Annotated in this window: 19 protein-coding genes; all 19 read left to right on the plus strand. The window is 61.8% G+C overall.

All coding sequences use genetic code 11. The features are described from left to right. Window positions 1-109 precede the first annotated feature (109 nt). Window positions 110-517, plus strand: coding sequence for an ExbD/TolR family protein (locus ACVW0Y_RS14240; protein WP_457438975.1), 408 nt, complete (start codon window positions 110-112; stop codon window positions 515-517). A 3-nt stretch (window positions 518-520) separates the two neighbouring features. Continuing rightward, window positions 521-1,279: an energy transducer TonB family protein gene (locus tag ACVW0Y_RS14245; RefSeq protein WP_457438976.1), complete on the plus strand. Its 759-nt coding sequence runs from the start codon at window positions 521-523 to the stop codon at window positions 1,277-1,279. A 50-nt stretch (window positions 1,280-1,329) separates the two neighbouring features. Continuing rightward, window positions 1,330-3,666 carry a TonB-dependent receptor family protein gene (locus ACVW0Y_RS14250; protein WP_457438977.1) on the plus strand — a complete coding sequence of 779 codons (2,337 nt, stop codon included), beginning with the start codon at window positions 1,330-1,332 and terminating at the stop codon, window positions 3,664-3,666. Window positions 3,667-3,726: 60 nt separating this feature from the next. Beyond that, complete coding sequence (locus ACVW0Y_RS14255) at window positions 3,727-4,368, plus strand: MotA/TolQ/ExbB proton channel family protein (RefSeq protein WP_457438978.1); 642 nt, start codon at window positions 3,727-3,729, stop codon at window positions 4,366-4,368. Between the two features lie 17 nt (window positions 4,369-4,385). Continuing rightward, the gene (locus tag ACVW0Y_RS14260; protein WP_457438979.1) at window positions 4,386-6,107 is read left to right on the plus strand and encodes a bifunctional metallophosphatase/5'-nucleotidase; all 1,722 of its coding nucleotides are present in this window, start codon (window positions 4,386-4,388) and stop codon (window positions 6,105-6,107) included. Continuing rightward, complete coding sequence (locus tag ACVW0Y_RS14265) at window positions 6,104-6,523, plus strand: cytidine deaminase (protein ID WP_457438980.1); 420 nt, start codon at window positions 6,104-6,106, stop codon at window positions 6,521-6,523. Before ACVW0Y_RS14260 ends, ACVW0Y_RS14265 begins: the two co-directional genes overlap by 4 nt. Window positions 6,524-6,599: 76 nt before the next feature. Continuing rightward, window positions 6,600-7,859, plus strand: a complete 1,260-nt coding sequence (locus ACVW0Y_RS14270) for a NupC/NupG family nucleoside CNT transporter (RefSeq protein ID WP_457438981.1) — start codon at window positions 6,600-6,602, stop codon at window positions 7,857-7,859. A 25-nt stretch (window positions 7,860-7,884) separates the two neighbouring features. Continuing rightward, window positions 7,885-8,661, plus strand: coding sequence for a deoxyribose-phosphate aldolase (gene deoC, locus ACVW0Y_RS14275; RefSeq protein ID WP_457438982.1), 777 nt, complete (start codon window positions 7,885-7,887; stop codon window positions 8,659-8,661). Further along, the gene (gene deoA / locus ACVW0Y_RS14280) at window positions 8,661-9,983 is read left to right on the plus strand and encodes a thymidine phosphorylase (protein ID WP_457438983.1); all 1,323 of its coding nucleotides are present in this window, start codon (window positions 8,661-8,663) and stop codon (window positions 9,981-9,983) included. Before deoC ends, deoA begins: the two co-directional genes overlap by 1 nt. Then, window positions 9,980-11,221: a phosphopentomutase gene (locus ACVW0Y_RS14285; RefSeq protein ID WP_457438984.1), complete on the plus strand. Its 1,242-nt coding sequence runs from the start codon at window positions 9,980-9,982 to the stop codon at window positions 11,219-11,221. The genes deoA and ACVW0Y_RS14285 overlap by 4 nt, the downstream gene beginning before the upstream one ends. A gap of 1 nt (window position 11,222) precedes the next feature. Beyond that, the gene (gene deoD, locus ACVW0Y_RS14290) at window positions 11,223-11,939 is read left to right on the plus strand and encodes a purine-nucleoside phosphorylase (protein WP_457438985.1); all 717 of its coding nucleotides are present in this window, start codon (window positions 11,223-11,225) and stop codon (window positions 11,937-11,939) included. 48 nt (window positions 11,940-11,987) lie between these two features. Continuing rightward, window positions 11,988-12,971, plus strand: a complete 984-nt coding sequence (locus tag ACVW0Y_RS14295) for a S1/P1 nuclease (protein ID WP_457438986.1) — start codon at window positions 11,988-11,990, stop codon at window positions 12,969-12,971. A 79-nt stretch (window positions 12,972-13,050) separates the two neighbouring features. Next, window positions 13,051-14,142: an endonuclease/exonuclease/phosphatase family protein gene (locus ACVW0Y_RS14300; RefSeq protein ID WP_457438987.1), complete on the plus strand. Its 1,092-nt coding sequence runs from the start codon at window positions 13,051-13,053 to the stop codon at window positions 14,140-14,142. Between the two features lie 9 nt (window positions 14,143-14,151). Then, window positions 14,152-15,474 carry a TRZ/ATZ family hydrolase gene (locus tag ACVW0Y_RS14305; RefSeq protein WP_457438988.1) on the plus strand — a complete coding sequence of 441 codons (1,323 nt, stop codon included), beginning with the start codon at window positions 14,152-14,154 and terminating at the stop codon, window positions 15,472-15,474. Beyond that, window positions 15,471-16,184 (plus strand): TetR family transcriptional regulator C-terminal domain-containing protein, encoded by a 714-nt coding sequence (locus ACVW0Y_RS14310; protein WP_457438989.1) that lies wholly within the window; start codon window positions 15,471-15,473, stop codon window positions 16,182-16,184. The genes ACVW0Y_RS14305 and ACVW0Y_RS14310 overlap by 4 nt, the downstream gene beginning before the upstream one ends. Continuing rightward, window positions 16,181-16,801, plus strand: coding sequence for a TetR/AcrR family transcriptional regulator (locus ACVW0Y_RS14315; protein ID WP_108098620.1), 621 nt, complete (start codon window positions 16,181-16,183; stop codon window positions 16,799-16,801). The genes ACVW0Y_RS14310 and ACVW0Y_RS14315 overlap by 4 nt, the downstream gene beginning before the upstream one ends. Window positions 16,802-17,032: 231 nt before the next feature. Further along, window positions 17,033-18,700, plus strand: coding sequence for an energy-dependent translational throttle protein EttA (gene ettA, locus ACVW0Y_RS14320; protein WP_271198032.1), 1,668 nt, complete (start codon window positions 17,033-17,035; stop codon window positions 18,698-18,700). A 343-nt stretch (window positions 18,701-19,043) separates the two neighbouring features. Further along, window positions 19,044-19,448, plus strand: a complete 405-nt coding sequence (locus ACVW0Y_RS14325) for a DUF6795 domain-containing protein (protein ID WP_457438990.1) — start codon at window positions 19,044-19,046, stop codon at window positions 19,446-19,448. A gap of 48 nt (window positions 19,449-19,496) precedes the next feature. After that, entirely contained in the window at window positions 19,497-20,639 is a 1,143-nt protein-coding gene (locus ACVW0Y_RS14330; protein ID WP_457438991.1) for a lipase family protein, read from the plus strand. Window positions 20,640-20,642 lie beyond the last annotated feature (3 nt).

A 20,642-nucleotide genomic window follows, 5' to 3' on the forward strand; every position in this document is an offset into this window, starting at 1 on the left:
ACGCCTGTGACAGTTTTGGCATGCAATGTGCTGAAGCTCTCGCAACGATGTCGAGGTAGTCGCGCTGCGGTTGCAGCGGGGCTGGCGAAGAAAAGGTGGAGTGCAAGCAATGCGTAGTTGGGAAGAACCGAAAAAGAAGCGCGTGCATATCGAGATCATCCCGATGATCGACGTGATGATGTTCCTGCTGGTGTTTTTTGTACTGATCAGCCTGAACGTGATTCCGGCCCTGGGTATCAAGACCCAGTTGCCGGGTGCGGCCCATGCCCAGCAGTTGAAACCGCAGAACAAGGCGGTGATCACCCTGGGCCTGAATGACCGTCTGCAACTCGACGGCCAGGACATGGCAGAAGACGCCATCGTTGCGCAACTGAAGACCTTGGAAAACGTTGACCAGAAGCTGGTGATCATCCTCAACAGCGATGAAGGGGTGGAAGTCGGTCGCCTGGTCGCGGTCATGGACCTGCTGAAAAGCAACGGTTTCTCCAGCGTCTCCATCGCCACGAGAAAGCTGTAAGCCATGTCGCTCTTCTTCAAATCCCGCAAAGCACTCGCCTGTCTGCCGGCTATCTGTCTGCTCGCGGTGGCCGTTCAGAGCGCCTTGAAGGCGGACCTGAAAATCACCCCGAAGTACGACGACAGCACCGTCGAGGTGGCGTTGATCGAACCGGCCGAGTTGCAGCCGGAACCGATTCCGCCACCACCGCCGCCTGAGCCTGAGCCGTTGCCCGAACCACCACCTGAGCCGGACCCGGAACCGGTGGTGGAGTTACCCGAGCCGCCGCCCAAGCCCAAGCCGAAACCGCCGGAGCCCAAGCCGCAGCCACCGAAGCCCAAGCCGCAGGTGGCCAAGCCCGCACCAGCAGCTACGCCAACGCCCACGCCGCCACAAGCGGTGGTAGCGAAGGCAGCTCCGGTCGCTGCACCCGTTGCTGCACCGGCCCCGCCAGCGGCACCGCGGGTTGATGCAGCAGCCATTGAAGGTCGTTACACCGCGGCGTTACGCGCGGATTTAGAGCGTTACAAGAAATACCCCACGGGTCGTGAAGCCTCGCTTCAGCACCCTGAGGGCGATGTCGTGGTGTGGTTGGTGGTGGACCGCAGCGGGAATGTTGTGGACTCCGGTATCGAGACCAAAGCCACAAACATGCTGCTCAACAAAGCGGCTCAAACCAGTTTGCGGCGTTTGGAGAAGGTCACTCCGTTTCCTCAGGAGGCCTTCGGGGGCAAGGACAGATACCGCTTCACCGCCACCTTTGTTTACAACGTAGAAAACTAGAAACCATAACTAAAACAGACACCTGCCAAAGAAATTTCAGGAGTTAATACGTGAAACTCAATCCAATTTTTGCGATGTTCATTGCAGCCGGCCTTGGGGGCTGGACGGCGGCTGCACTGGCCGAAGACACGGTCGATGTCGGTGATGTTGAAGTTACCGGGCAAACCCTGGGCAATGGCCAGATGGTCAAGGAAGAGGCGCCGAAAGCGCGCTCTACCGTGACCAAGGAAGCGCTGGAAAAGATGGCACCGACTGGCAACGCCATCGACAAGCTGAAGTACACCCCGGGCATCAACGTGTCCAGTGACGACTCCACGGGTCTCAGCGGCTTCAACTTCACCATGCGCGGCATGAGCTCCGACCAGGTCGGCGTTTCGCTCGACGGCATTCCGGTGAACGACTCGGGTAACTACAACCTGTACCCGAACCTGCTGGGCGATCCGGAAAACCTCGGCGAAGTATTCGCCACCCAGGGTTCTTCGGAAATCGACGCGCCGCACATTGGCTCCTCAGGTGGCAACATCGGTCTGGTTACCCTGCGTCCGGAAAAAGACTTCGGTGTGTTCGGTAAGCAAACCGTGGGTAGCAACAACCTGCGCAAAACCTTTGTGCGCCTGAACACCGGCGAATACAACGGCCTGAGCAACTACATCTCGGCGTCCCATACCGAGGGTGACAAGTGGCGCGGTGAGGGTGTGCTGCGGGCTGACAAGGTGACCTTGAACAGCCTGTTCGATGATCACGAAGGCAACTCGGTCAATGCCATCATCAACTACCACCAGCAGGACAACTACAACTATTCCAACCCGAGTCTGGCCCAGTACAAAACCTACGGCCGCGACTTCGACTACCTGGATAGCCCAAGCTACAACGCCAACGGCAAGATCCGTACGGGCAGCGGCACCAGCGTCAACGGTGTCTACCGTGGCACCGGTTATTCGGTGCTGATGCGCAACCCGTTCGAAAACGTCACCGCATCCCTGACCGGCCGCTTCCAGTTGCGCGATGACCTGTTGCTCACCGTGGCGCCGTACTACTACTGGGCCAACGGTGGCAGCTTCAGCAACTTCAGCGGGCCGTATTCGTTGAACCGTACCAGCACCAACACGGGCGGCAATTACAACCTGGGCAACTTGCTCCCGTCGGGCACCTATAACGCCGATGGCACGCCCAACAGCGGCTTGTACTACCGGCCCTCGATCACCGAAACCTGGCGTCCGGGGATCAACACCAGCCTCAAATGGGATATCAACGACGAACACACCTTTAGCACCGGCTACTGGTATGAGCGTGCGCGCCAACGTCAGAGCCAGCCGTATATCCGTCTGACCGAGTCGGGCAAACCCGTTGATGTGTCGCCGGGCTATGACGACGGCAACGCCATTGTCGATGCCAATGGCAACGTGATTCAGGGCCGTAATTACTTCACCGTCACCCCGGCGCAGAAACTGTTCGCCCAGGACGTGTGGAGCGTAACGCCGGACCTGAGCCTGACTGCCGGTATTGCCTACGACTACTCCGAGCGCGAGGGCGAGAACAAAGGCAGCCTGACCGCGAAAAAGGAAAAGCGTAACCAGACCTACCACGAGTTCCTGCCGAGCTTCAGTGCGGCATACCAGGTCAACGAAGAGAACCAGGCGTTCTACAACCTGACCCGCAATATGCGTACCCCGCCGAACTATGTGCTCTACAACAAGGGTGAATCCATCAGCCTGAAACCGGAGCTGAGCTGGAACCAGGAGCTGGGCTGGCGTTTCGCTACCGATGAGGTAGCCCTGAGCGCGACCCTGTTCTACCTGCAGTTCAAAGACCGCCAGATCTCCAGCTACAACGTTGCCGAAGGCGACTACGAGATGCTCAACGTCGGTACGGTGATCAACAAGGGTGTGGAACTGGAGTTGAGCGGTCTGTTGCCGCATGACTTCAACTACTACGCCTCGTACACCTACACCAAGTCCGAGCAGCAGGACACCTTGCTGTACCGCGGTATCGATATGCCGACTGAAGGCAAGGACGTGGCGGGTGTACCGCGCAACATGTTCAACGCCAGCCTGGGTTGGGATAACGGTCGGTACTACTCGAACATCGTGGGTAAATACGTCGGCAAGCAGTACGGCGATATGACCAACGACCAGAGCATCCCGGACTACGCCATCGCCGACCTGAACCTGGGTGTGCACCTGCCGGTGAACAAGAACCTGATGAAGTCTGCGGCCATCCGTCTGTCGGTGACCAACCTGTTCGACAAGGACTACCTGAGCGGCGTGAAAACCACCCAGTTCTCCTCTGTTGACTACGACCCAACCACCGCCTACGTCAACGCCGACCCGTACTACACCATCGGTGAAGAGCGCACGGTTTCGGTTTCTTTCGAAGGTTCGTTCTAACGCTCCCCCCAAGTCCGGAGCGGTCAAACGCTCCGGCATTCCAGCCCGAGGTATCTGAACATGAACATGGATCTACTCCACGACATTACCTTCTACATCATGTACGGCGCGGCAGCCCTGGCCGCATTCGTGGTGGTGGAGCGCTGCATTTTCTTCGCTTACAACCTGAGCAAGGCGCGCAAGCTGGAACTCGCCTTGCACAAGAAAGTACGCAGCTTCGACGAGCTGCCGGAAGAGCTGCGCAAGCGCGACAGCCTGCCCTTGCAGCTGGTGCGTGAACTGTACGAAGGCCGTGTCGGCCTGCACTCCCATAACGAACTGGAAGACCTTGGCCAGGCGATCTACATCTCCATGCGCGGCAAGCTCAATCACAGTTTGTGGATTCTCGAAGCCGTGGTCGCCGGTGCGCCGCTGCTCGGTCTGCTCGGCACCATTCTGGGCATCATCGACACCTTCAAGGCGCTCGCTGAAGCCGGCGTTTCCGATCCGGGCGAAGTGTCCCGTGGCATCGGTACCGCGCTCTACGCCACCGCGCTGGGTATCTCCATCGCCCTGGTCGGCCTGGTGTTCAACAGCCATCTGCAAGACCGTCTGGAACTGATCAACGACCACCTGAAAATGCTCCTGCTGCGTGCCGGCATGGGTACTGCGTATGCCGCCAAACCGGCTGCCGCTCCTGCTGCCAACCTGCAACACGCCTAACGCGTCTGGGGATCTTCATGTCGTACCCGAGTACCGCTGTACGCCCCGTGTCTGTGCTGCTGGCCGCCATGCTGCTGGCCAGCGGCTGCCAGAAAGCCACGGCGCCGGTTGAGGTCAATGTCGCGGCCATCAACGACTTCCACGGCAACCTGTTGAGCAACCCGTTCAAATATCCGGATGCAGCCGCAGCCGGTGGCGAAGTCAAACTCAAAGCGGGCGGGATCGCGGCGCTCAGTGGTTTGCTCGCCGAGTTGCGCGCCAAGGATGCCGAGCTGCTGCTGATTGGTGCCGGCGATATGGTCGGCGGCAGTCCGCCCATTTCCTCGATGTGGGCCGATGAGCCGAGCGTGGATGCGCTGGACCTTTTGGGCCTGAAGTTTTCGGTGGTTGGCAACCATGAGCTGGACCAGGGCAAGGCCGAACTGCTGCGGCAGATCCGCGGTGGCTGCGAGTCGACCCGGCCGGACAAAGCCTGTCAGTTCGACAAGGCCTACAAGGGGGCGAGCTTTCCCTATATCTCCGCCAACCTGATGGACACCCAGACCGGCAAACCGCTGTTCCAGCCGTACCGTATCGAGCAGGCCCACGGGGCGAAAATCGCCTTTGTCGGTGCCACGCTGCGCAACGTCAACGCTTTTGTCAGCAGCAAATCCATGGACGGTTTGTCGACCATCGATGAAGCAGATGCCATCAACGCGCTGCTGCCGGAACTGAACCAGCAAAAGGTCGATGCGGTGATTGCGGTTATCCACCAGGGCGGCGAAACCCCGGAGCGTTTTGACCAGCAGGACTGCAGCCAGTTGAGTGGCGACGTGGTCGAGGTGGTCAAGCGTCTCGACCCGCAGATCAAAGTGGCGATCACCGCCCATACGCACCAGGGCTACCTGTGCCGGGTAGGCGACAAGCTGGTCACCCAGGGCGCGTCGTTCGGCCGTCTGCTGACCCAGCTGACCCTGAGCATCGACATCGATAAACATCAGTTGCTGAGCGTCAGCGCGCAGAACCTGGTGGTGGATGCCCAGCGCTATCACGCCACCCCGGACGTTGCCGCCTTGCAGGCGCAGGTGGAAAGCCGCAGCCAGGCGCAGCTCGGCCAGCCGCTGGCCCGCCTGGGTTCTCGTCAGGTAAACCGGGAAATCAATGACGCCGGTGAGTCGGCGATGGGCGATCTGATCGCCGATTCGCAGCTGGCCGCTACCCGTTCCCTGGGCGCGCAAGTGGCGCTGATGAACCTCGGTGGCATGCGTACCGATATCGCCCTGGAAGAGGGGCAGGAACAGGTCAATTACGGGCAGGTTGCCAGCGTGCAGCCGTTCAACAACACCCTGAATATCGTCACCCTGACCGGCGCGCAACTGCGCCAGTTGCTGGAGCAGCAATGGCAGGACGGCAGCATGGCTTTCTACCCGCTGCAGCCCTCGGATTCGCTGAGCTATCGCTGGGACGCCACGCGGCCGCAGGGCCAGCGGGTTCTTGCCGAAAGCCTGATGGTCGATGGCCAGGTGGTTCAGCCCGAGCAGGATTACCGCATTACCCTCAACTCCTTTCTGGCCGAAGGCGGCGACAACTTCACCGTGCTCAAGCAGGCCAGCCATCGTCTGGATACCGGCCTCAACGACCTCGAAGCGCTGATCAACTACCTGCAAGTGCGTGACCAGGCCGGGCAGCCGGCAGGGTTGGCGCAGGCCGAGCAACGTATGCAGAAAGTGGGTGCCAGCCTGGCCGGGAGCGATCAATGAGCCGCAGTGCAGAACTGCAAGCCCTGTTCGAGCGCCTGCTGCCCGAGGCCATCGCGGCCTCGCAGCAAGCCTGGTGCCCGCACTCGCAGTTTCCCGTCGGTGCCGCCCTGCTCACCGCCGATGGCGCGGTGATTCAGGGCTGCAACGTCGAGAACGTGTCCTATGGATTGACCAACTGTGCCGAGCGCACCGCGTTGTTCAGCGCGATTTGCCAGGGGGAGAAGCCGAAGAGCTTCCAGGCGATGTTGGTGTACGCGCCCAAGGTGGCGCTGATTTCACCCTGCGGCGCATGCCGCCAGGTGATGGTCGAGTTGATGCGTCAAGACTGTCCGGTTTTTTGTGTGGGTGCCGATCAGTCGGCCGCGCGTGACTGGACGGTAGAGCTACTGCTTCCCGGCGCCTTCAGCGAATTCTGAGAGCACACGCCTAACCGGCCGCAGATGCCGGGGGCATTCCGTTAATTCTGCTGAGTCTTTTTCTGGGGAGTTATCGATGGGTCTCATCGGTATTGTGGTGTTGTTGTTGCTGGCGGCGGCGTGGTCGAGTAACCGCAAGGCAATCCGTATTCGTACCGTGGCCGGGGCTTTTCTGATTCAGGCCGGGTTGGGCGCTTTTGCCCTCTACGTGCCGTGGGGGCAAGACGTGCTGAGCAGCGTTTCCGACTCGGTGTCGTCGCTGCAAGGCTACGCCAATCAGGGCATCAGCTTTCTGTTCGGCGGTCTGAGCAGCGCCAAGATGTTTGAAGTGTTTGGCAACAGCGGCTTCGTCTTCGCCATTCGCGTGCTGCCATTGATTGTGTTCTTTAGTGCCTTTATTGCCGTGCTGTATCACCTGGGGGTGATGAACCTGATCATTCGCGTGATCGGTGGCGCGTTGCAGCGTTTGCTGGGCACCAGCCGTACTGAGTCGATGTCGGCCACGGCCAATATCTTTGTTGGGCAGACCGAAGCGCCAATGGTGATCCGTCCGTTTCTGGCACGCATGACCCGTTCCGAGCTGTTCGCCGTGATGGTGGGCGGCCTGGCGTCGGTGGCGGGTTCGGTGTTGATTGGTTATGCCAGCCTGGGTGTCGAACTCAAGTACCTGATCGCCGCCAGCTTCATGGCAGCCCCTGGCGGCTTGCTGATGGCCAAGCTGATGGAGCCGGAAACTGAAACACCCCATGACGATCCGAACGACCTGCAAGACGAAGGCGAGGACAAGCCGGCCAACGTCATCGATGCCGCCGCCCTGGGCGCTTCCAGCGGTTTGCAGTTGGCCCTGAACGTGGGTGCCATGCTGCTGGCATTCATTGCCTTGATCGCATTGCTCAATGGCATTCTCGGTTGGGCCGGCGGTTGGGTCGGCTACCCGAACCTCAACCTGCAATTGATCCTGGGCTATCTGCTGGCACCGCTGGCCTTTGTCCTTGGCGTGCCATGGGCCGAGGCAGTGACTGCCGGCGGCTTTATCGGCGAAAAGCTGGTGCTCAACGAATTCGTTGCCTACGTCGACTTTGCCGCCCACATCGATCCGGTGCAGGCCGCGGCGAAGGGCGTCGAGGTTTTGTCCGCCCATACGCAGGTGATCATTACCTTCGCGTTGTGTGGTTTTGCCAACCTCTCGTCGATCGGCATTCTGCTTGGCGGTCTGGGCGTGATGGCGCCCAATCGTCGCCAGGACCTGGCTCGTCTGGGCTTGAAAGCAGTGGCAGCGGGAACCCTATCTAATCTGATGAGTGCGGCGATCGCTGGTGTGTTTGTAGCGATCTGAATTTACTGATTCGTGTGAATAAGAAATGACCGATAACGATGAAAGCTTTGCGCGCAGAGTGATTGCGCTGCTTGATCTGACTTCTCTCAACGACGATGACGACGACGCTCGTATTGTTGAGCTTTGCCATAAAGCCATGACCCCGGTTGGCCCGGTGGCGGCCGTCTGTGTATACCCGCGTTTTGTCGCCCTGGCCCGTAACACCCTCGACGCCCTCGGTGGGCAACAGGTACAGGTCGCCACCGTGACCAACTTCCCCTCCGGTGCCGAGCCGCTGGAGAAAGTCTTGCTGCAAACCCGCCAGGCCCTGGACGACGGTGCCGACGAAATCGACGTGGTGTATCCGTACCGCGCGCTGCTGGCCGGTGATGCCGCCAGCGGTGTGGCGCTGGTCAAGTCGTGCAAGGCGCTGTGCGCGGGGCGTGCGCTGCTCAAAGTGATTCTGGAAACCGGCGAACTGGCGGACCCGTTGCTGATCCGTCGGGCCAGTCAGGACGCGATTGCCGCCGGTGCCGACTTCATCAAGACCAGCACCGGCAAGGTCAAGGTCAATGCCACCGCCGAGGCGGCCGAGATCATGCTTACCTGCATTGCCGACTCGGGCATGGAGGTCGGCTTCAAGCCGGCCGGCGGGATGAAAACCTTGCCCGAGGCGCTGGTGTATCTGTGGCTGGGCGAGCGCATCAATGGCAGCGACTGGGTGTCGCCACGGCACCTGCGTTTTGGTGCCTCGAGTCTGCTTAACGATTTGCTGCGTCGGCTTGGCGCAGAACCTGCTGCCACCATGGAAGGGGCGTATTGATGGGCTGGTTACCGCAGGAAGTGATTCGCCGTAAACGGGACGGCAAGACCCTCAGCGAGGCGGATATTCAACGCTTTGTCGCGGGCATTACCGACTTCAGCGTCAGCGAAGGCCAGGCCGCGGCATTTGCCATGGCCGTGTTGCTCAAGGGCATGAATGTCGACGAGCGCATCGCCCTGGCTGCGGCCATGCGCGACTCCGGTCGGGTATTGAGCTGGAACCTGCCGGGGCCGGTGGTAGACAAGCACTCCACCGGCGGCATCGGCGATCTGGTCAGCTTGCCCCTGGCGCCGCTGTTGGCCGCCTGTGGCTGCTATGTGCCGATGATCTCCGGGCGCGGCCTGGGGCATACCGGCGGCACCCTGGACAAACTCGACAGCATCCCCGGTTACGACAGCCAGCCGAGCATGGCCAAGCTGTATGAGGTGGTGGCCAGTGTCGGCTGCGCCATCATCGGCCAGACCAAAGACCTGGCCCCGGCGGACAAACGTCTGTACGCGATCCGCGACGTCACGGCTACGGTGGAATCCATCGACCTGATCGTCGCCTCGATCCTCAGCAAGAAACTGGCCGCCGGCCTTGATGTGCTGCTGATCGACGTCAAGGTTGGTAACGGCGCCTTTATGGCCCAGGCCAGCGATGCAGCGGCCCTGGCCGACAGCATTGTGGCGGTGGCCAATGGCGCCGGGGTGCGCACCCGCGCCCTGATCACCGATATGAGCCAGCCCCTGGCGCGCTCGGCGGGCAATGCCCTGGAAGTGGAAGAAGCCATCGCCCTGCTGCAGGGCGAGGTGCGCAGCCCGCGTCTGTGGGAAGTGACCCTGGCCCTGGCCGAGCAAACCCTGCTGTGTGCCGGTCTGGCCAGCAGCGCCGAGCTGGCTCGTGAGCAGGTGCTCAGCGCCTGGCAGAGCGGCGCGGCGTTGCAGCGTTTTGCCGAGATGGTCACAGCCCTCGGTGGCCCGGCCGATCTGGTCGAGCGCCCGGACAACTACCTGCCGGCCGCACCTGTGGTGATGCCGGTGTATGCGCCGTTTGACGGCATTGTGCAGAGCATCGATACCCGCGCCATCGGCCTGGCCGTGGTGAGCCTGGGCGGCGGCCGGCGCGGCCCGCAAGACACCATCGACCCGGCAGTGGGCCTCAGCCAGCTGACTTTTGTGGGTGAAACAGTGGGGCCGAATCGGCCTTTGGCGCTGGTGCATGCCCGCGACCTGACCCAAGCCGAGCAAGCGGCGGCAGCCGTGCAGGCCGCCTATGTGATTGCCAGCGAACCCAGCGTCGCCGCGCCGCTGTTCTCTGGCCTGTGCCTGGAGCCCGCATGAAACGTGCCTTGTTGCTGGTACTCGACTCGTTCGGCATTGGTGCCAGCGCCGACGCCGAGCGCTTTGGTGATACCGGGGCCAACACCCTGCTGCATATCGCCGAAGCCTGTGCCCGTGGCGAAGCCGATAACGCGCAACGCCATGGCCCGTTGCATCTGCCCAATCTGGCGCGCCTTGGCCTTGGCCATGCCGCGGCCCTCAGCGGCGGAACGCTGCCGCCGGGCTTTAGTGCCGACACGCTGGTAGACGGTGCCTATGGCTATGCTCGCGAATTATCCAGCGGCAAGGACACCCCCTCCGGCCACTGGGAAATGGCCGGCGTGCCGGTGTTGTTCGACTGGGGTTATTTCGCTGCGCGGGAGAACAGCTTTCCCCCGGAACTGCTGGCGGCGCTGATTGAGCGTGGCCAGCTGCCGGGCATTCTCGGCAACTGCCATGCCTCGGGTACCACCATTCTCGAACAGTTGGGCGACGAGCATGTGCACAGCGGCAAACCGATTCTCTACACCTCGGCCGACAGCGTGCTGCAGATCGCCGCGCACGAAGAACACTTCGGCCTGGCGCGCCTGCTGGCCCTGTGCGAGTTGGCCCGCGACCTGTGCGACCCGTACAACATCGGACGGGTGATCGCCCGCCCGTTCCGTGGCGACGGCCCGGCTACCTATGCGCGCACCGGCAACCGCCGCGACTACGCCGTGCCGCCGCCGGCACCGACCTTGCTCGACCGTCTGTGCGAGGCCGGCGGCCAGGTGTTTGCCGTCGGCAAGATCGGCGACATCTTCGCCCACCAGGGCATCAGCAAGCTGTACAAGGCCGACGGCAACCACGCCCTGTTCGACGCCACCTTGCAGGCCCTGCAGGACGCGCCGACCAATACCCTGGTGTTCAGCAACTTCGTCGACTTCGACATGCTCTACGGCCATCGCCGCGATATCGCCGGCTATGCCGCCGCCCTCGAAGCCTTCGACCTGCGCCTGCCGGAGCTGCTGGCGCAGATGCAGCCGGGCGATCTGCTGATGCTCGCCGCCGACCACGGCTGCGACCCCAGCACCCCGGGCAGTGACCATACCCGTGAACATATTCCGGTACTCGCCTGGGGCCATGGCGTAACTGCCGGCAGCCTCGGCGAGCGCGAAACCTTTGCCGATATCGGCCAGTCCCTGGCCGAGTTTTTCGGGCTGCCGTCGTGCTCCCACGGACGGTCTTTTCTTTCCCCTTCTTTCAGTGGACGTACCTGAAATGCCTACTCCCCATATCGCCGCCCAGCCGGGCGATTTTGCCGAAACCGTGCTGATGCCGGGCGACCCGCTGCGCGCCAAGATGCTCGCCGATACCTACCTGAGCGACGTGCAGCAGGTTAATGGCGTGCGCAACATGCTCGGCTACACCGGCCTGTACCAGGGCCAGCGCATCTCGGTGATGGGCTCGGGCATGGGCATTCCCTCGGTGTCGATCTACGCCCACGAGCTGTTCAGCCAGTACGGCGTCGAACGGATCATTCGCGTCGGCAGCTGCGGTGCCACCCAGCCCCACGTCAAGTTACGGGATCTGGTGATCGGCATGGGTGCCAGCACCGACTCGGCGGTCAATCGCAAGCGCCTGGGCGGGTTCGATTTCGCCGCCATCGCCGATTACCGCCTGCTCGAACGCGTGGTGCAGAGCGCCGATGCCAGCGGCCAATCGGTGCATGTTGGCAATGTGTTTTCCGCCGACCTGTTCTACGAGCCAGACCCGGCACTGTTCGAGCGGATGACCCGAATGGGCATCCTCGCCGTGGAAATGGAAGCCGCCGGCTTGTATGGCGTGGCTGCCGAACTGGGCAAGCAGGCGCTCACCGTGCTGACCGTCAGCGACCATATCCTCACCGGCGAAAAGCTTACGGCAGAACAACGCCAGGAAGACTTCCACGACATGCTGCGGCTGACGCTGAACGCGCTCTGCCCGGCCACCCACTGATTACGGCACGGCGGCCAGAGACGTGCCGCCACCAAGGAGATTGTGCAAATGAATGCAAGCAAAACCCTACGCAATGGCCTGCTGCTGGTAGCCGGTCTGTGGGCGGGCCAGGTATTGGCCTGGGGCCAACAGGGCACCGCACTGGTCGGTGAACTGGCGCAGCGTCAACTGACCCCGGACGCCAAGGCCGAGGCCGGGCGCTTGCTGGGCCTGATCAAGCAGAGCGAGTTTTCGGTCGTGGCCAACTGGGCCGGCAACCTTGATCAGAATCCACAAACTCAGCCGCTCTGGGAGAAAACCAAGAACGAACGCCTGGTGATCTACAAAGCCGACGACTGCGCCTACCAGCCGCCACGGGATTGCCCGGACGGCGTGTGCACCGTGGCCGCCATCGAGCGTAATCGCGCCGCACTGGCCGACCCCAAGGCACCGAACCAGGCCCGCCTGATGGCGCTGCTGTTTCTGCTTCACCACGCATCCGACGCCAGCTCGCCGCTGAACAACAGCTTCAAGGACGACCAGGGCGGCTATGACTTCGCCGTCAAAGCCGGCGGCAAGACCTTCAACCTGCGCCAGGTGTGGGATGACTTCCTGCTCGGCGACGCCAAGCTGAGCGTCAAAGCCTATGCCGACAAACTGCACAAAGACCTGCCGGCGCTGGACTCCGACAAGCCGGCGCAGTGGTCGCAACAGGCCTGCCTGATCGTCCGCGATGGCGGCATCTACCCGGAAAAAGCGGCGGCCAAGCGCAAGCTGCCGAACAAGAAATCGCTGGGCGACGATGAAGACGATGGCGGTGTCGACTACCAGGCGAAAAACCTGGAATACAACCGCACCGGCAAGGACTACAGCCGTGGCGACAAGCTGGTCGACGATGGTCAGAAAACCGGCAAAGGCAACGGTAGCGGTGGCATCGATGCCGAGTACATAAAGACCTTCGCGCCGGTTGCCGAGCAGCAGGTCGAGCTGGCGTCGGTGCGTCTGGCCGCGCTGCTTAACGCCGCGCTGGTGGCCGGTCGCCCGGCGCAGTAAGCCATTCATAACCCCTGCACGCCGGCCGGCGTTTCCCCGGCCGGGTTACCCCCATTTTGCCCGCTGAAAGTGAGCCGCAATGAACTCCACCTGCCTGCGTTCCCTGCCGTTGCTGGTTGCCCTTGGGCTGGCCGGCTGCATGTCTGCCCCTACACCCATCGTCAGCGAGCAACGGGTATCGCTGCTGACCTACAACGTCGAGAACCTGTTCGACACCGTCCATGACCAGGGCAAGGACGACTTCGCCTACCTGCCGCTGGCAGTGAAAAAGGCCCACCCGGAATACCTCGCCACCTGCGCCAGGATCAGCGTGCCGGCCTGGCGTGACGAGTGCGAGAAAACCGACTGGACCGACGCCAAGCTGGACGAAAAACTCACCCGCCTGGCGGACGTGATCGGTCAGATCAACGACGGTCGTGGTCCGGACATTCTGCTGCTCGACGAGGTGGAAAACCGCCACGCCATCGAGATGCTCAACGCCCGTCTGCCCAAGTCCGATTACCAGACCCGGGTGCTGCTCGAAGGCTTTGACGAGCGCGGTATCGACACCGCCGTGCTGAGCCGTTTGCCGCAGTGGGATAAACCGATTCTGCACAAAGTGCCGTACCACAACGAAAACGGCGACAGCTCCGACAAGACCGGCAAAACCCGCGGCATTCTCGAAGTACGCCTGCTGCTGCCTGATGGCCAGAAAGCCTCGATTTTCGCCGTACATCTGCCCTCCGGCGGCGGCCCCGGCTACCTGCGGCGCCAGGCGGCGGAGTACCTCGCCGTGCTCAAGGCCGAGTTGCCCAGCGATGTGCTGCCGATTGTTGGCGGCGATTTCAATATCAATGCTGGCGAAGAAAAAGAGCACGGCTATATCGCCAACATCCTCGCCAACGACTGGAGCGTTTCACACCTGATCGGCTGCGCCGACTGCAAAGGCAGTTACTACTACCACCAGCTTCGCCAGTGGTCGTTCTTCGACATTCTGCTGTTCCCGCAGGAGATGACCGAGGGCGGCTTCAACGGTTGGAAAGTCGACCCAGCGAGCATCCGTCTGGCCCACCAGAGCCGCTATCAGGTGAACAAATGGGGTTCGCCGGCGCGTTTTGAAGACGGCAAGTACCCCGACGGTGTGTCCGACCACTGGCCGCTGTACGCGGAAATTTACCTCAGTCACCCCTAGGAGAACGCCATGAGCGATGACCTTTACCAGCTCATTCTGTTGCCGACCTGGCTGGTGCCGGTGGAGCCCGCCGGGGTGGTGCTGCAGGGCCACGGCCTGGCGATTCGCGACGGGCGGATTGCCCGTATCGCCCCGCGCGAGGAATTGCTCGGCCTGGCCGCCACCGAAGTGCGTGAGCTGCCCGGTATGTTGCTGGCACCAGGGCTGATCAACACCCATGGCCATGCGGCGATGAGCCTGTTCCGTGGTATGGCCGATGACCTGCAGCTGGATACCTGGCTGCACGACCATATCTGGCCGGCGGAGAAAGCCTGGGTCGACGCCGACTTTGTGCGTGACGGCACCGCGCTGGCGATTGCCGAGCAACTGAAGGGCGGCATCACCTGTTTCTCCGATATGTACTTCTACCCGGAAGTGGTCGCCGAACTGGTGGAAGAAACCGGCATGCGCGCGCAGATCACCATTCCGCTGCTGGACTTCCCGGTGCCGGGTGCCGTCGATATCGACGCTGCCCTGTGCGAGGGTCTGCCGTTGTTCGAGCAACTGCGCCACCACCCGCGCATCCGCATGGCCTTCGGCCCGCATGCGCCTTACACGGTGGGTGATGCCAGCATGTTGCGGGTGCGCGACCTGGCCAGGGAGTTCGGTGCCGGCATCCAGATGCATGTGCACGAAACAGCGGCCGAGGTCAGTGCCGCGGTGCAGGGAACTGGTGAACGGCCGCTGGCCCGTATCGCGCGGCTTGGCCTGCTGGGCCCGCACTTCCAGGCCGTGCATATGACCCAGATCGACGCCAGCGACATCGCCTTGCTGCAGGCCAGTGGTGCCCATGTACTGCATTGCCCGGAGTCCAACCTGAAACTGGCCAGCGGCTTCTGCCCGGTGGAGCAGTTGTGGCAGGCCGGGGTCAACGTCGCCATCGGCACCGACGGTGCCGCCAGCAACAACGACCTCGACCTGCTGGGCGAAACCCGTACCGCTGCATTGCTGGCCAAAGCTGTGGCGGGCTCGGCCACCGCCTTGAGCGCCCATAACGCCTTGCGAATGGCCACCCTCAATGGCGCACGCGCCCTGGGCATGGGCGATGAAGTGGGATCGCTGGAAGTCGGCAAGGCGGCCGATCTGGTGGCGTTCGACCTGTCCGGGCTGGCGCAGCAGCCGCTGTATGACCCGGTGTCGCAACTGATCTATGCCAGCAGCCGCGACTGTGTGCGGCATGCCTGGGTGGCGGGTGAGCAACTGCTGGAAGACCGCCGTCTGTTACGCCAGGACGAAGCGCAATTGCTGGCCAGCGCCCACACCTGGCAAGCGCGCCTGGCACCTGCGTCATGAACGCCCTGACGCAGCGCGGTGGTGGGCGGGTGCGTCAGAACAACGAGGCGCTGATTCTGCTGGCTGCCGAAGCGAGCTTCGCCGAATACGGCTTCAAGGGCGCGAGCATGGGCATCATCGCCCAGCGCGCCGGGCTGCCCAAGGCCAACCTGCACTATTACTTCGGCAGCAAGCAGGCGCTCTACAAGGCGGTGCTCGGGCGCATTCTGCAACTCTGGCAAGACAGCTTCGAGCGCTTCAGCGCCGAGGACGAACCAGCGGAGGCGCTGGCACGCTATATCCGCGACGAACTGGATTTTTCCTGGCGCAATCCCATCGCCGCCAAGGTCTTCGCTCTGGAGCTGGTCAGTGGCGGCGCGTGCCTCGAAGCCCTTATCAACAACGATTTCCGTGACTGGTTCGCTGGCCGCGCCGCGGTTTTCCAGGCCTGGTCGGCGGCGGGAAAAATGGCCGAGGTCGATCCGCTGCCGCTGACCTTCCTGCTCTGGTCGAGCACCCGCCATTACGCCGACTTCGCCGCGCAAATAGGCGGTATGCTCCGTCAGCGCAACCCGCAGGGGCAGGGTATGGATGCCGTTTGCGCGAACCTCACGGCAATTATCTTGAAAGGCTGTGGCGTACAGGCCGCCAGCGCGCGTCAGAGGCTGGCCAATCCAAGCCGTTTTTCGAGTAATCTTGCCGCCAATGGGGCTAGGCTGAGAATGGAATGACTAACCACAAGATCAAGATCCGACGTAAAAACGTCGAGAAAATCCTGCTGGCAGCCGAGCAAGTATTTGCCGAGCAAGGCCATGCCGGTACGTCCATGTCCGATATCGCCAAACGCGCCGATCTACCGCGTTCCAACCTGCACTATTACTTCACTACCAAAGACGAGCTGTACCGCGAGGTACTGGTCAACCTGCTTAGCGTGTGGGAGCTGGAGGGCGCGTGTTTTGTGCACTTCGACGACCCGCGTGTGGTACTGACCAGCTATGTACGCGAGAAAATGACCCACTCGCGCACCCGGCCGCACGGCTCGAAACTGTGGGCCAACGAAATCATGCACGGCGCCCCTCTGTTCCGCGACATCCTGGATGAGCACCTGTTTGCCGGTGCCAAGTTCAAAGAGAACAAGATTCGCCAGTGGGTTGAAGAAAAGAAGATCCGCCCGGTCGAGCCCTTCGCGCTGCTCTACCTGATCTGGGCCTCGACCCAGCACTACGCTGACTTCGATTACCAGGTAACCGCGTTGAACGGTCACCAGCCCCTCAGTGACCAGCAGTTCGAACAGGCGGTACAGACCATCACCGCCGTGGTGCTGCGCGGTATCGGCCTGGAGCCTTAGGCCACGGTTTGCGCGTCTGCGGGTTTGCCCTGCCAGGCACATTCCGGTAGCTTTGCCGCACGCGCGTGGCACCCCTGCCGGCAATTTGCCTCAACGCATTGTCCGGGGCTTGGTGCCCGCCCAAGCAGTGCCGATGTTCAGTGACTAAGCTGAGCTACTCACCGCTGTGCCTACGTCCATCGGCGTAGGCCTCCCTTATCAAGTCATCTTTCTATAGAAGCTGGGTTCCTCATGGCTCAATACGTCTACACCATGCATCGGCTGGGCAAAGTAGTGCCGCCGAAGCGGGAAATCCTGAAAAACATCTCTCTGTCTTTCTTCCCTGGCGCCAAGATCGGCGTACTCGGCCTGAACGGTTCGGGTAAATCCACCTTGCTGAAAATCATGGCCGGCGTTGACACCGAGTTCAACGGCGAAGCCCGCGCCATGCCGGACCTGAACATCGGCTACCTGCCGCAGGAACCGCAACTGGACCCGGAAAAGACCGTGCGCGAAGTGGTGGAAGAAGCCGTTAGCGTGATCAAAAACGCCCAGGCGCGCCTGGACGAGGTGTACGCCGCCTACGCCGAACCGGACGCCGACTTCGACGCCCTGGCTGCCGAGCAAGGCAAGCTGGAAGCCATTCTGCAAGCCGCCGACGGCCACAACCTGGAGCGCCAGCTGGAAGTCGCCGCCGACGCCCTGCGTCTGCCGGCCTGGGACGCCAAAGTGGTGCACCTCTCCGGTGGTGAAAAACGCCGCGTGGCCCTCTGCCGTCTGCTGCTGTCCGCCCCGGACATGCTGTTGCTCGACGAACCCACCAACCACCTGGACGCCGACTCGGTGGCCTGGCTGGAGCACTTCCTGCACGACTTCCCGGGCACCGTGGTAGCGATCACCCACGACCGGTACTTCCTCGACAACGTCGCCGGCTGGATTCTGGAACTCGACCGCGGTGCGGGTATCCCGTACGAAGGCAACTACTCCGGCTGGCTGGAAGCCAAATCCGACCGCTTGGCGCAAGAATCCAAGCAGCAGTCGGCCCATGAGAAGGCCATGAAAGAAGAACTGGAATGGGTGCGCAAAGGTGCCAAAGCCCGCCAGTCGAAATCCAAGGCCCGTCTGCAACGCTTCGAAGAAATGCAATCGCAGGAATTCCAGAAGCGCAGCGAAACCAACGAAATCTATATCCCGGCCGGCCCGCGTCTGGGCGACAAAGTCATCGACTTCGTCAACGTCAGCAAGGGCTATGGCGACCGCGCGCTGATCGACAACCTGTCGTTCAGCATGCCCAAGGGGGCCATCGTCGGCGTGATCGGTGGTAACGGTGCCGGTAAATCGACCCTGTTCCGCATGCTGATGGGCAAGGAAACCCCGGACTCCGGCAGCATCGAAGTCGGCGAAACCGTGAAACTGGCCTGCGTCGACCAGAGCCGCGACGACCTGGACGGCAACAAAACCGTATGGGAAATGGTTTCCGACGGCTCCGACATGATCAAGATCGGCAACTACGAGGTGCCATCGCGTACCTACGTAGGCCGCTTCAACTTCAAAGGCGGCGACCAACAGAAGTTCGTCAAAGACCTTTCCGGTGGTGAGCGTGGCCGTCTGCACCTGGCGTTGACCTTGAAAGAGGGTGCCAACGTGCTGCTGCTGGACGAACCGTCCAACGACCTCGACGTGGAAACCCTGCGTTCGCTGGAAGAAGCCCTGCTGGACTTCCCTGGTGCCGCCATTGTGATCTCCCACGATCGGTGGTTCCTGGACCGCGTGGCCACGCACATCCTGGCGTACGAAGACGACTCGCAAGCGGTGTTCTTCGAAGGCAACTACACCGAATACGAAGCGGATCGTAAGAAACGCCTCGGCGATGCAGCCGCCCAGCCGCACCGCGTACGGCACAAGAAACTGGCGCAATAAGCGTTGGTTTGAAGTAAAAAAAATGGAGCCTCAGGGCTCCGTTTTTTATTGCGTAGGAGCGACCTTGGTCGCGAACCCTGGAAACGACATACGCGATCAACGTATGCAGGGTTGAAACATGACGCAGGTCCAACTCTGGCGATCTGTTCATCGCCCCGGCACGAACCCGCTTTAACCCTTGGATATACTCCGGGCCTGCCTGCGCGCCGGATCGTTTTGCCGTGTGTGTGGTCAGAGGCGTTTGCGTGCCGCCGCCGGCACGGTCGAGAGGGATCTACACATGAGTCGCATGGCAACTCCGTTGGCACTGCTTCTATTGGGACTATTGGTACAGGGACACGCAATGGCATTTTCCAAAACGCTGTATCTGTTTTCAGAGGTGAACGGCATCGTTCTGCTCGATGGCAAACCCGTGCAAGGGGTCGAAGTTGATCAGGAGTACCACTGGCATTGGAAGGATGAGAAGGCCAGACGCGTCACCACCACCGACGCCCAAGGGCGCTTCCATTTCCCGCTGATCACCGGCAAATCCCTCACCGCTGCGCTACCACACGAGCCTGTCGTCGAGCAGCGGATGCGCCTGTATTACCAGGGTAAGGAATACCAGGGTTGGTATCAGTCCAAGCACAACTATGACGACCTCGGCGAGTTGAATGGCCGGCCGCTCAACCTGGTGTGCGATCTGAATGATGAGCCCGCGCCGCACCCGGAAATAGGCAGTTCCGGTATCTGTGTGCTGCAAAAGTAATCGCGCTGTTTTTACCCACAGAGTTTCAGAGCCAGAAGGGAATCAGGTTTGAGTTCTTTATCGCCTAAACAAGCGGCAGCCATTGCCACCCACGTTTACACCGCCCGCGACATGGTCGCCCCCGACGTTCTGCAATTGAGTGCAGACGGTATGGGCCTCAACGGTGTGTTCGATTTCAAAACCGCACAACTGGCCACCGGCACCAGCGGTGCCATCGCCCGGAAAACCACCGGCTTCACCTACGGGGCCGAAGGCATGGGCACTCGCCAGGGTGAGGTGGTGCTGGCGTTTCGCGGCACCGACATCCTGCAGGACTGGCTCACCGATGGTAACTGCGGTGTGCAGCAGGGCCCGAGCGCCTGGCTGGTGCATGCCGGTTTCAATGAAACCTTCAAGTCGTTCCGCGAAGACCTTGACCGCTATATGCGCGGGCGCAAGCCCAGCATCATCCACTGCGTCGGCCATAGCCTGGGCGGTGCGCTGGCGACCTTGGCGGCGGACCATCTCAGTCAGGCCGGGGTCGGTGGGGTCAAGCTCTACACCTTTGGCTCGCCGCGCGTCGGCGTCGCCGGGTTCGCCCGCAACCTGACCAGCAAGCTCGGGGTGGAGAACATCCACCGGGTGTACCACCTGGCCGACCCGGTCAGCATGGTGCCGATCTTCCCCTTTGCCCACGCGCCGGACGATGGCCCGGTCTGCCAGTTGCCCTGGGGCAGCTCGTTTTCCTTCGACGCCCACAAGATGGCCAACTACCGGCAATCCATCGGCGACGCCAGCTGGACCGGGCTGCGCCGGGTGCAGCAGACCTCGCTGGAGCGAGATGTTCAGGCCTGGCTGAAAAACGCCAACGGCAGTGTATTGATGCTCTCGGCGACCTCCTTGCAGATGATCTCCAAGGCCATGCAGTACTTGCTGGGCAAAGCCCTGGGCGTGGCGGCGGGGACGGTGGTAACAGCGGGGATGACGGTGCTGGACCAGATTGCCGGTTTGTTGGTCAGCGGCGCGAATGCCTGCAAGGCGCTGGGTGATTCGTTGAACAGCCTGATTGTGCAGATATTCCGCTTTCTCGGTCGCCCACTGCCCAGCGCGGCCAACCTGACGGTCGCCTTCCTGCGCTGGGTGCTGGAGTTGTTAAGCACTACGGTGATCAATCTGGCGCGTCGTGCTATCGACGTCGGCATGCGCCTGTAAGGC

The sequence above is a fragment of the Pseudomonas sp. TE3786 genome (assembly GCF_054057335.1).